The sequence below is a fragment of the Pseudomonadota bacterium genome, assembly GCA_039028155.1.
In the GTDB taxonomy this organism is placed as follows: Bacteria; Pseudomonadota; Alphaproteobacteria; order SP197; family SP197; genus JANQGO01.
Genome location: JBCCIS010000001.1, coordinates 242,802 through 254,932, shown reverse-complemented (window position 1 = coordinate 254,932; position 12,131 = coordinate 242,802). Strand labels below are relative to the sequence as shown.

The window sequence follows — 12,131 nt, the reverse complement described above, 5'->3', positions numbered from 1 at the left end:
CCGGCTCTATAACACGGCGACCAGCAGTTACGTCACCTTGGACCATTTGGCCCAGATGGTGAAGGACGGTATCGAATTCGCTGTGTTCGACGCCAAGACTGGCGAGGATATTACCCGTTCGGTACTGACGCAGATCATCGTCGAAGAAGAGGCGAAGGGCGCCAACCTGCTGCCGATCAACTTCCTGCGCAAGCTGATCGGCTTTTATGGTGACAACCTGCAGAGCTTCGTGCCGCGTTATCTTGAGATGAGTATGGAGAACTTCGCGCGCAACCAGGAAGAGATGCGCAGCGCCATGACCAAGACGTTCGGCCAGATGTTCCCGTTCCCCGGCGGCGACCAGGGCCAGGCCATGGAGGAGATGGTCAAGAACAACATGGCGATGTTCCAGCGCGCGATGGAAATGTTCTATCCCGCCGCGACGGCGCGCAATGGCGGCATGCCGCCCGAGGGCGGGACGCCGGAGGCACAGCCGTCCACGAACGGCACGACCGCCGGTGATCAGGACCAGGATCTGGCGGGTCTGCGGGAACAAATCAACGACCTGCAGCGTCAACTTGAAAGTCTGGCAAAGAAGACGGATTAAGGACCACTTGACGCTTGCCGGACCGACGAAGACGGCTGCGATCTTGAACCTGACTGACGCCGCGCGCGTCCGGCCACCGACGCCGTACGTGTTGGCGGCGCGACCACGAACCTCTGACAACCACCTTGCGGGTGACCTATGAAACTCCACTCTGTCCGTCTTTCCTTGGCTGCGGCTGTTATCGGCTTAGCCGCAATGCCGGCCACCGCGCAGGACGTCACGGTCAAGGCAACCCATGGCGACTGGCAGGTCCAGTGTCCGCCCGACGAATCGGCGTCCAACCCCTGCGCCATGGTGCAGAACCTGATCAGGGAGGAAGACGGCAGACGTGTGTTGGCGGCGCTGGTCGTCAAGCCGCCGGAAGGTGATCCGTTTCTGCGGGTTGTGGTGCCCCTGGGTATTCTGCTGCCCGGCGGTCTGACCCTGACGGTCGACGGCAACGACATGGGAACCGTCGGTTTCATCAACTGTCTTCCGGACGGCTGCATGACCCAGGTCGGTTTGACGGCCGATGTGCTGGAGACGATGCGACAGGGCAACCAGGCCGTCGTCACGATTTATGAGCAGGCCGAGCAGCCGATTCAGCTGCCGATTTCCCTGACCGGCTTCACAGCGGCGTACGGCGAGCTTTAGTCCTGGGCCGGGGCGCTGCCTAGGCAGATCAGGCGGTCGTCTCGGCTTCTTCGGGTTTGTCGGAACCTTTGGCCTTGCCAGGTTCCTCGTGTCGGCGCCATTCGACGATGCGCTGCACGATCACGTAAAGCAGCGGTATCAGGAAGATTCCGATCAAAACGGCGGCCGCCATACCGCCCAGGACGGTGTTGCCCATGGCGCGGCGGCTGCCGGCGCCGGCGCCGACCGCAATCGCCAGCGGCACGACGCCAAGAATGAACGAGAACGAGGTCATCAAGATGGCGCGGAACCGAAGCTTGGCCGCTTCGGAAGCCGCGTCGATGATGCCGGCGCCCTCTTCGCGCCGCACCTTGGCGAACTCGGCGATCAGAATCGCGTTCTTCGACGCCAGTCCTATGAGCAAGACGAGACCGATCTGCGTATAGATGTTGATGTCGGAGCCGACGACCAGGACCAATCCCAGCGCACCGAGCGCTGCTGTCGGCACTGACAGAACAACGACGAAGGGCATCGTCCAGCTCTCATACTGGGCGACCAGAAACAGGTAGACGAACACGATCGCGAAGATGATCAGGCTGGTCGTCTTGCCGGCCGCTTCCAGCTCTTGCAGCGATTGACCGGACCACGAGAAGGTGAAGCCCTGTGGCAGGTATTCATCGGCGACCTCTTCCATGACGGCAAGTGCCTGACCTGTGCTGTAGCCCGCTGCCTGCTGCCCGTTGACCGAGGCTGAACGGAACAGATTGTAGGCGTTCAACTGCTGGGGCCCGAGAACGGTCGTGACGTCGATGAGGGTGCTCAGCGGGATCATGTCGTTGTTGGACGAACGCACATAAATACGGCCGATGTCGGAGACGGTGCTGCGATAGTCGCTCTCTGCCTGAACGATGACCTGGAACACCCGGCTTAGATAATTGAAGTCGTTGACGTAGAAGGAACCCATGTTGGCTTGGAGCGCGATAAAGACGTCAGCCACGGAAACGCCCATGGCTTCGGCTTTCTGGCGATCCAGGTTGACGTAGACCTGCGGCACGTTGGCGCTGAACGTCGCGAAAATGTTGTCCAGCTCGGGCCGTTGGTTGGCGTTGTAGACCAGGGCATTGACTGCCTGGGCCAGAGCTTGCGGCGTGTTGCCACCTTCGTCCTGGACCTCAAGACTCATGCCACCGGTTGTTCCCAGACCCGGTATCGGCGGTGGGCTGAACACAAACACCGATGCAGTCGACAGACCGAACAGCTTGCCCTGCGCTTTGCCCATGATGCTCTGAAGCGAGAGCGTGGGGTCCGACCGTTCGTCCCAGGGCTTCAGCACGGCAACGGCAAAGCCGCCGTTCGACTGGGTGCCGCCCGCCAGCAGACTGTAACCGGGAATGGTGATGACGTTTTCGACACCATCCAAGCCTGAAAGGATCTCCTGGACTTGGTCGACGACCACCTGCGTGCGCGTCAGTGACGATGCATCCGGAAGTTCGATATTGACGAAGAAGGCGCCACGATCCTCTTCCGGCAGAAAGCCGGTGGGTATGGTGTTGAACAGCACGTAGCCGCCGCCGAACACGCCGGCCAGCAGCACAAGGCCGATAATCGAACGGCGCGCGAGGGTGACGACGACGGCGGTGTAACCGTGGCGTATCTTGTCAAAGACGCGGTTGAAAACGCCGAATGGGCCCTTGTTCGTCAAGGTGCCGCTGCGCAGCAACGATGCACAAAGCGCCGGGCTCAAGGTCAGTGCGTTGATCGACGAGATGACCACCGAGACCGAGATCGTGACGGCGAACTGCTGATAGATCCTGCCAGACAATCCCGGCATGAAACCAATCGGTACGAAGACAGCCAGCAGCACCAGCGTGGTGGCGATGACCGGACCGGTGATCTGCTTCATCGCCTTGCGGGTTGCTTCGCGGCGCTCCAGGCCCTCATCGGTCATGATGCGCTGGACGTTCTCGACAACGATGATCGCGTCGTCGACGACGATGCCGATGGCCAGGATCAGGGCGAACAGAGAGATCGTGTTCGCGGAGTAGCCGAGGATGTACAGAACCGCGAACGTACCGATCAGGGAGACCGGAATGGCCAAGGTCGGGATTAGCGTCGCGCGCCAGTTCTGGAGAAAAACGAATGTGACGAACACCACCAGGACGAAGGCGATCAGCAGGGTCTCGATAACCTCGTCGATCGTCGCCTGTACATAGCGGGTGGTGTCGTAAGTGATGTTGTACTCCATGTCCTCCGGAAAACGCTTCGACAGCTCCTCCAACTCGGCCTTGACCGCGTTGGCGACATTGAGAGCGTTGGCGTCCGGTGACTGGTAGATGGAAAGCGCTGAGGTCGGATTTCCATCGAGATTGCTGAACGATGTGTAGTACTGGGAGCCCAGTTCGACACGGGCGACGTCCCTGATGCGGACCTCCGAACCGTCTTCGAACGCCGCGACGATGATGTCGCCGAACTGATCGGGATCGGTCAGGCGTCCCTGGGTCTGAATCGTGTACTGAAACTGTTGATTGGACGGCGCCGGCGGCGCGCCAATGGAACCGGCGCTTGCCTGGACGTTCTGATCCTCGATGGCAAGGATGACGTCGGTCGCCGTCAGCTCGAATCCGGCAAGCTTGTTGGGGTCCAGCCAGATGCGCATGCTGTAGGGCTGGGAACCCAGGATCGAGGCATCGCCAACACCGTCGACGCGGGCCAGGGCGTCGGCGATGTTGATGTCGACATAGTTGCTGAGAAAGGTCGCGTCGTAGGTGTTGTTCGGCGACGATACAGTGATGATCATCAAGATGCTGGTCGACGCCTTCTGGACCGAAATGCCCTGGGCCGTCACCTCGCTGGGCAGCGAAGAGGTCGCCAGCGAAACCCGGTTCTGCACGTTGACAGCGGCGATGTCGGGGTCGGTCCCGATCTCGAACGTGACCGACAGGCTGTAGCTGCCGGAGTCCGAACTTGTCGATGACATGTACATCATGTCGTCGACGCCGTTGACCTGGGTCTCAATCGGCGTGCCGACCGTTTCCTGGATCACCTCCGCTGTGGCCCCGGAATAGGTGGCGGCTACGCTGACCTGCGGCGGGCTGATGTCCGGATACTCGGAGACCGGCAGGACTGTCAGCGAAATGAAGCCGGCAATGGTGATCAGGATCGAGATGACAAACGCAAACTTCGGCCGGCTGATAAAAAACTGGGGAAGCATGGCCGCTTAGCCGCCCTGATCGGACGATGAGCCGTCGGTTGTCGACTGATCCGCCGAAGATTGATCAGTCGTATCCGATTCCGATGTCTGATCCGACGATGATTGTCCAGACGACTGATCCGACGTGGTTTGATCTGACGACGACGAGCCCGAACTGGATTGGCCGGTTGTCGACTGATCCGTCGACGATTGCTGCACGGGGTTGACGGCGATGCCAGCCCGAACCTTCTGTAGACCTTCGACAATGACCAATTCGCCGACGTTCAGGCCCGAGGTAACGATCCAGTCGACGCCTTCGGTGGCGCCGACCTGGATTTGCCGTTTCTCCACCTGATTCTGCGCGTTGACGACCAGCACGAAGGGTCCTTGCTGATCCTCCTGCACGGCCGCTTGCGGAATGACCATGCGTTTCGTCGCCTCGCGCGATTCGATCAGCACGGAAACGAACTGTCCAGGCGACAGCAACACATTGGGATTCGGAAAGACGGCGCGGACGGTCACCGTACCTGTCCTTGGGTCGACGGTGTTATCGACAAAGTCGATCACGCCCGGATGTTCGTACATCTTGCCGTCGGGCAGCTCGACCATGGGGACCACCATCGTTTCGAGGCCGTCCAGGGTATCGAACGTCGCGTCCTCGCCGTTCGCCAGGCGAAGACGCTTGACCTGCAAGATGTCGCGCTCGCTTACCGTGAAGCTGACATAGATGGGATCCAGACTTGTAATCGTCGCCAGCGGATCACTGCTGGAGGTGATGAGATTGCCGATCGAGTAGGTGGCTTCGCCTATCTGTCCGGTGATGGGCGCTGTGATGCGGGTGAAATCGAGATCGACCTGTGCCTGTTTCAATTCAGCCTGCGCAACCTGAAGGTCGGCTTGCGCTTGCAGGAAGGAGGCGGTGTCTTGGTCAAGCCTGGCCTTGCTGACGTCCTGTGTGGAATAAAGTTCCTTGGTGCGTTCCAACTGGCTGCTGTTTTCGGTCACGCTGGCCTGGGCCTTGGCGACTGACGCCTCGGCCGACTCAACCGCTGCCGCGAACGTTCTGGGATCAATGGTAAACAGTAGATCGCCGGGCACGACCAGCTGACCTTCGGTAAACAGACGCTCCTCGAGATAGCCTTCGACCTGCGCCGACAGTTCGACATAGTCGACCGCGACCGTGCGGCCGACAAAGGTCGAATGGCTTTTGACATCGCGCTCTACAACGGGTGCGACGACAACCGATGGCGCAGGCGCCGCGGTGGCGGTCGACTGCGCCTGATCCCCGTCGTCGCACGCGGCCAGCAACGACGTCGCAACAAAACATGCGGCAACGTAACGGCAGACTTCTGCCTTGATGGTTCGCTGCGCCATCGCGTTGGGTACTTTTTTCAGTGGCCCCGATCCACGGCTACTATACCGATCAATCGACCGCCTTCAACGCGTTGCCGATTGTATCAAACATCTGATCAATCTGATTCTTTTGGACAATCAGCGGTGGCGATAGCGCGATGATGTCGCCGGTAACGCGGATCAAAACGCCATCGTCGAAACATTTCTGGAAGGCCTCCATGGCGCGCGCCGTCGGCGCGCCGGGACGCGGCTCCAATTCAATGCCGGCAATCAGGCCGAGATTGCGCAGATCAATGACATGGTGCCCACCCTTAAGTGACCACAATGCGTCTTCCCAGTAGTCTGAGAGTTCGGCGGCCCGCTCGAAGAGACCCTCTTCCTTATAGACGTCAAGCGTCGCCAGGCCGGCGACGGCGGCAAGCGGGTGACCGGAATAGGTGTAGCCGTGGAAAAGCTCGATGCCCGACTTGGTGTTCTCCATGTAGGCGTCGTAGATCTTTTTCTTACAGAATACCGCACCCATCGGCACGACCGCGTTGGTCAGGCCCTTGGCCGTGGTGGCGATGTCCGGTTCGACGCCGAAATACTCGGTCGCGAAACTGGAGCCCAGGCGTCCGAACCCGGTGATCACCTCATCGAAGATCAGCAGGATGTCGTGCTTATCGCAGATCTCTCGCAGGCGTTTCAGATACCCCTTGGGCGGGATCAGGACACCGGTGGAACCGGCGACCGGCTCGACAATGACCGCGGCGATGGTCGAGGCGTCATGCAGTTGGACCAGCCGCTCCAGGTCGTCGGCCAGATGGGCTCCCCACTCGGGTTCGCCCTTCGAGAACGCGTTGTGTTCGATGTCGTGGGTGTGGCGGATGTGGTCGGTGCCGGCCAAAAGGCTGCCATAGAACATGCGGTTTTTGACGATACCGCCGACCGACGTGCCACCGAAATTGGTGCCGTGATAACCGCGCTCGCGCCCAATCAGCCGGGTCTTGGAGCCCTTGCCCCGGACGTAGTGGTAGCCCAGCGCGATTTTGAGCGCCGTATCGGCTGATTCCGAACCGGAATTGGTGAAGAACACGTGGTCCAGATCGCCAGGCATCAGGTCGGCCAGCCGGTTCGCGAACTCGAAAGCCGCGGGGTGGCCCAGCTGGAACGACGGCGCGAAATCCATGCGGTCGACCTGTTTCTTGACCGCCTCGGCGATCTTGCCGCGTCCGTGGCCGGCGTTGCAGCACCAAAGACCGGCCGTGCCATCCAGGATCTTGCGGCCGTCAACGGTCGTGTAATGCATGTCCTTGGCCCCAACCATCAGGCGCGGCGCCTGTTTGTAGGCCTGGTTGGCCGTGAACGGCATCCAATAGGACGACAGATCGTTGGGCCGGTCGGGGTAGTTGAAGGAATCGTTATCCATCAGATTTCCTGAAATTTGGAGCCAAAGCGTGATCGCCAACCTAGAGCAGATCCTGATTTGATGGAATCGCTTCGCGATGAAATCAAAACAGGTGAATCTGCTCTACTCCTAGATAAAGAGCGGATTCAAATGGTTAGCTGGAACCGTCAAGCGGTTCCGGCTAACCATGATCCGCTCTAGCATGCGGCCGAAGGGTTGAGAACAACCGGCCGTTACACGCCTGATCGACAAACGGAGAGCGAAACCATGGTGCAGCCTGGTGAAATCAGGGAACGGTTAACGATCCCGGCGCGCCATGGCCTCGCCGTGCCACTTGCCAAGGGCGCGTCGTTGCGGGTCATCAACACCACCGGCACCCAGGTTGTCGATACCTGGGCGTTTCCCGACGGCGATCCCGCCGCCTTCCTGTCGATGGAGCACTGTCGCGAGGTTCTGCAGCGTATCGTGTTCGAGCCCGGCGACACGTTGATCGACAACCGCTACCGTCCGCTTCTGACGATGACCGCCGACACCTCGCCGGGCGGCCACGACACCCTGATCGCCGCCTGCAGCCGGGCGATGTACATTCATGCTGGCGCCGGCGACGATCACGCCAACTGCGCCGACAACCTGGCGGGCGTGCTCGCGCCGCACGACCGCAGCTTCTCCTTCACGCCCAGTCCCTGGAACCTTTTCATGCTGGCCCCGGTCGCCGACGGCCGCACCATCGACTACGTACGCCCGACGTCAGAGCCCGGCGCCTATGTCGAGGTCATGGCCGAAGCCGACTGCGTGATGGCGTTCTCCGCCTGTCCCGATGACGTCTACCCGACCAACGGCGACGACGGCACGCCCCAGGACGCTCATGTCGAGGTCTTGATGTAGGTCTCTAGCGTTCGAGCCGCTTGCGCTTAGCCGGGGCCAGCCCACTCCCCCGCCTCCGGGGCAAAACGCCGAGAGGCGTTTTCGTCGAGGCCACCCATGTCAGCATCCTCGGGGTGGCCGGGTGGGGTGGTGATGCCGAGCAAGACTCGTAACGCACCTAAAGGATCGCCAGCGGCTGCTTGTCGTCCGGTGGCGGAAAGGCGGCGTCGAGCGTGTTGAGGTCGTCGGTGGTCAAGGTGATGTCCAGCGCCGCACGGTTCTCATCCAGGTGCTCGGTGCGCACGGCCTTTGGAATGGCGATGATGTCCTTGCGGCGCAGGCACCAGGCAAGCGCGATCTGCAGCGGTGTGGCGCCGTGGCGCTTGGCGATGGTCTCCAGCGCGCCGCTGCCCAGGCGCCTGCCCTGTTCCAGCGGCGAATAGGCCATCACCGGTAGGTCGTGGCTCTGGCTCCACGGCAACAGATCGTGTTCGATGCCGCGCCGGGCGAGATTGTAGAGCACCTGGTTGGTCGCGCAGTTGCGCCCGTCGGCCGTGTTCCACAGGCCGTCCATATCGGCGGTGTCGAAATTGCTGACGCCCCAGTGGCGGACATCGCCGATTTCGACCAGACGCTCGAACCCCTCGACCGTCTCGGCGATCGGCGTCGAGCCCGGCCAGTGCAGCAGGTAGAGATCGATGCGGTCGGTCGCCAGACGCTTCAGGCTGCGCGCGCAGGCGTCCTGCACGCCGTCATAGGTCGCGTTGTGCGGGTAGACCTTGGAGACCAGGAAGACCTCGTCGCGGCGTGTCTTCAGTATCTCGCCGACGACCCGTTCGGCGCCGCCTTCGCCATACATCTCCGCCGTGTCGATCAGGGTCATGCCGAGGTCGAGGCCGTAGTGCAGCGCCTTGATCTCGTCTGCCCAGGCCTTGCGGTTCTCGCCCATGCGCCAGGTGCCGAGCCCAAGCGCGGGCACCGTCTCGCCGCCGGGCAGCGTCACCGTGCGCATGGTCAGTATCCCATCGCAATGCCGTCCTTGCGCGGCTCGGTGCCGCCGGCAAGGGTGCCGCGTTCCCAGTCGATCCAGATCGCCTGGCCGCCGCCGTGATCGTCGCCGGCGATTGCCACCGCGTGCCCCATGCCGGCCAGCGCCCGGGCGGTCGGGCTCGGCACGCCGGCTTCCAGCACCGCCACGTCACCATCGACCATGAAGCGCGGCAGGTCGAACGCTTCCTGCACGTCCATGCCGTAGGTCAGCACGTTCTGCAGGAAGTGGGTGTGGCCCCAGGGCTGATAATCGCCGCCCATGACGCCGAACGGCATGACCGCGCGCTCAGCCTTGGTCAGCATCGCCGGGATGATGGTGTGCATCGGCCGCTTGCCGGGCGCGATGCAGTTGGGGTGGCCGGGCTCGATGACGAAGCCGGAGCCCCGGTTCTGCAGGCAGACACCGGATTGGGGCGCGACGCGCGCGCTGCCGAAACCGTAATAGAGCGAGTTGATGAAGCTCGCGGCATTGCGGTCCTTGTCAACGACGGTCAGGTAGACCGTGTCCTTGTGTTTGGGCAGCGATGGCGGCGGCACGTCGACCATGGCGCGTTCGGGGTCGATCTGGGCGCGCTGCTCGGCGGCGTAGGCTTCCGACAGCAAAGTCTTGACCGGCACGTCGGCCATGGCGGGATCCGCGACATAGGCGGCGCGGTCGCGGAACGCGAGCCGGCCCGCCTCCAACGTCAGGTGCAGGCGCTCAGGCCCCAGCGGGTCCATCGATGCGATGTCGTAGCCGTTCAGGATGTTCATCATCAAGAGCGCAATGACGCCCTGACCGTTGGGCGGACACTCATGCACGCGGTAGTCGCCGTAGTCGGTCGCGATGGGCGTGACGTATTCGCCGGCGGCCCCGGCGAAGTCGTCCAGGGTGTGCAGGCCGCCAAGGCTCTTGAGATAGCCCACGATGTCCTCGGCGACGCCGCCTTCATAGAAACCGGCGCGTCCCTTGGCCGCGACTTCCTTCAAAGTCTTCGCGAGCAGCGGCTGGCGGTGAACGGCGCCCTCCGCCGGCGCCTCACCGTCGACCAGCAGGATGGTCCGCGCGTTGTCGTCGCCGCGCAGCCGGGCCGCGCACTCGCGCCACATCTCACCGACCACCGGATGAATGGTGTAGCCGTTCTCGGCATAGCCAATGGCCGGCGCCAGGATTTCGTCCATGCCCTTGACACCGTGATCGCCGGCGAGCCGGCACCACGCATCGATCGCGCCGGGGACGGTCACCGCGTGCGCGGTGTTGGCGTCGATCGCCGTGATGCCTTGCTCCAGGAACCAGTTGGCCTCCGCGGCCGCCGGCGCGCGGCCAGACCCGTTATAGGCGATGATATCCGCCGATCCCTTGGGCGCGTAAAGGCAGAAGACGTCGCCACCTATGCCGGTCGACATCGGCTCGACCACCGCCAGCACGGCCGCCGCGGATACCGCCGCGTCCATTGCCGTGCCGCCGGCGCGCAGACAATCCAGCGCCGCCAGGGTGGCGTGGGGATGGGAAGTCGCGGCCATGCCGTTCTCGGCATAGGCGACGGAACGGGGCGGCGAATAGAAGTGACGCATGGGGGTCCTGTTCTTGTTGGCGTGACGCGGGGCGGGCGCGGGACTCTAAGCATAAGCGCGGCGTCGCGAAAGCCCGCGCTGTCCCGCGCGTGCACGGTCCGCCGCGAGCCGTTAGACTGCCTTTCGGGAGAAGGGGCATGGATCTCAGCCAGCGCATCAGGCTGATCGACGGCGATATCACAACGCTGGAGGTTTCGGCGATCGTCAACGCGGCGAACGAGGCGCTGGCGCCGGGCGGCGGTGTCGACGGCGCCATCCGGCGCGCCGCCGGGCCGAAGCTGGACGAGGAATGCCGCGCCATCGGCGGCTGTCCGACCGGTACCGCGGTTCTGACCGGCGGCTACGATCTGGCCGCCGACTACATCATCCACACCGCCGGACCGGTCTGGCATGGCGGTGGCCGGAACGAGCCGCAACTGCTCGCCAACTGCTACCGCTCGGTGCTGGAGATCGCCAACCAGAACCGTCTCGCCACGGTTGCCTTCCCCTCGATCAGCACCGGCATCTTCGGCTTTCCGATCGAGCGCGCCGCCCGCATCGCGGTCCACGAGGTCACCGACTTCTTGGCGATCCACGAGAAGCCGCGCGAGGTCATCTTCTGCTGCTTCGGCGACGCCGATACCGGCGTCTACCGCACCGCGCTCAGCGCGGCGGGGATCTCTGTCTGATCGTTATCGCTCGCGCCATCGGCACCGGCCCACGCCCCCTCCCGGCCACCCATGGCAGCATCCTCGGGGTGGCCTCGGCGAAAACGCCTCTCGGCGTTTTGCCCCGGAGGGAGGGGGCGTGGGCCGGTGATGCCATGGGATAAAACAGCAGTATCGCCCGAACCGTGCTAAGCAGCGCGCGCCGGTTGCCACGGGGAACGGGATCCATGGGCGAGAAGAAGTATGAGGTGCTGAAGGTCGAGCCTTGCCATCGCGGCTATTTCGAGCTCGACCGCTGGCATGTGCGCCACACGCTCTTCGCCGGCGGCTGGGGCAAGGAGCGCGCGCTGGAGGTGTTCGAGCGCGGCCACGCCGCCGCCGTCCTGCCCTATGACCCGAAGACGGATGAAGTTGTCCTGGTCGAACAGTTCCGTGTCGCCGCCATCCCGACCGTCGACCCGCCCTGGCTGATCGAGATCCCCGCCGGGATCATCGACGCGGGGGAGGACGCGGAGACCACCGTCCGCCGTGAGGTCGTGGAGGAGGCGGGGCTCGAACTCAAGCGGCTCAAGACCATCACCCGCTTCCTGCCGTCGCCGGGCGCGGTGACCGAGGCGATCGACGTCTTCCTCGGCGAGGTCGACGCCGCGGGCGCCGGCGGCATCCACGGCCTGGATGATGAGGGCGAAGATATCCGCGTCCACGTCATGGTGGCCGACGACGCCATCGCCATGGCCGATGACGGCCGCCTGATCGCCTCCCACACGGTGATTGCGCTTCTGTGGCTCGCCCGCCACCGCGAGGCCGTGCGCGCCGCCTGGGCTTGAACACCTGACGCGTGCGTCCGCGCGCCGTCGGCGCGCCACGACATTTCCCCCGAATGGCCGC

General features: G+C 63.2%; 10 protein-coding genes. 5 read left to right on the top strand and 5 right to left on the bottom strand.

The annotated features are described in order from the left end of the window. Positions 1–586: polyhydroxyalkanoate synthesis repressor PhaR (gene phaR / locus AAF563_01240; GenBank protein ID MEM7119866.1), on the top strand; the 586-nt coding region annotated here is incomplete at its 5' end. Between the two features lie 195 nt (positions 587–781). After that, a complete protein-coding gene (locus AAF563_01235; protein MEM7119865.1) occupies positions 782–1,219 on the top strand; it encodes an invasion associated locus B family protein in 438 nt (145 codons plus the stop codon). A 28-nt stretch (positions 1,220–1,247) separates the two neighbouring features. On the opposite strand, the gene AAF563_01230 is transcribed toward AAF563_01235, so the two are convergent. Genes AAF563_01230 through AAF563_01220 form a run of 3 tightly spaced genes read right to left on the bottom strand, consistent with a single transcriptional unit; the run spans position 1,248 to position 7,149 of the window. Next, on the bottom strand, positions 1,248–4,409 hold the full coding sequence (locus tag AAF563_01230) for a multidrug efflux RND transporter permease subunit (protein MEM7119864.1): 3,162 nt from the start codon (positions 4,407–4,409) through the stop codon (positions 1,248–1,250). A 6-nt stretch (positions 4,410–4,415) separates the two neighbouring features. Beyond that, entirely contained in the window at positions 4,416–5,762 is a 1,347-nt protein-coding gene (locus AAF563_01225) for an efflux RND transporter periplasmic adaptor subunit (GenBank protein ID MEM7119863.1), read from the bottom strand. A 49-nt stretch (positions 5,763–5,811) separates the two neighbouring features. Continuing rightward, on the bottom strand, positions 5,812–7,149 hold the full coding sequence (locus AAF563_01220; protein MEM7119862.1) for an aspartate aminotransferase family protein: 1,338 nt from the start codon (positions 7,147–7,149) through the stop codon (positions 5,812–5,814). A gap of 246 nt (positions 7,150–7,395) precedes the next feature. On the opposite strand from AAF563_01220, the gene AAF563_01215 reads away from it, so the two are divergent. Then, positions 7,396–8,013, top strand: a complete 618-nt coding sequence (locus tag AAF563_01215) for an urea carboxylase-associated family protein (protein ID MEM7119861.1) — start codon at positions 7,396–7,398, stop codon at positions 8,011–8,013. A gap of 157 nt (positions 8,014–8,170) precedes the next feature. Here the strand turns inward: AAF563_01215 and AAF563_01210 are convergent, their stop codons facing one another. Both AAF563_01210 and AAF563_01205 read right to left on the bottom strand, forming a co-directional pair. Beyond that, positions 8,171–9,004, bottom strand: a complete 834-nt coding sequence (locus AAF563_01210) for an aldo/keto reductase (GenBank protein MEM7119860.1) — start codon at positions 9,002–9,004, stop codon at positions 8,171–8,173. A 2-nt stretch (positions 9,005–9,006) separates the two neighbouring features. Then, a complete protein-coding gene (locus AAF563_01205; GenBank protein MEM7119859.1) occupies positions 9,007–10,596 on the bottom strand; it encodes a gamma-glutamyltransferase family protein in 1,590 nt (529 codons plus the stop codon). A 137-nt stretch (positions 10,597–10,733) separates the two neighbouring features. Between AAF563_01205 and AAF563_01200 the strand changes: the two genes are divergently transcribed. Together AAF563_01200 and AAF563_01195 are read left to right on the top strand one after the other, a co-directional pair. Then, complete coding sequence (locus AAF563_01200) at positions 10,734–11,264, top strand: O-acetyl-ADP-ribose deacetylase (protein ID MEM7119858.1); 531 nt, start codon at positions 10,734–10,736, stop codon at positions 11,262–11,264. 206 nt (positions 11,265–11,470) lie between these two features. Further along, positions 11,471–12,070 carry an NUDIX domain-containing protein gene (locus AAF563_01195; GenBank protein ID MEM7119857.1) on the top strand — a complete coding sequence of 200 codons (600 nt, stop codon included), beginning with the start codon at positions 11,471–11,473 and terminating at the stop codon, positions 12,068–12,070. Positions 12,071–12,131: the final 61 nt, after the last annotated feature.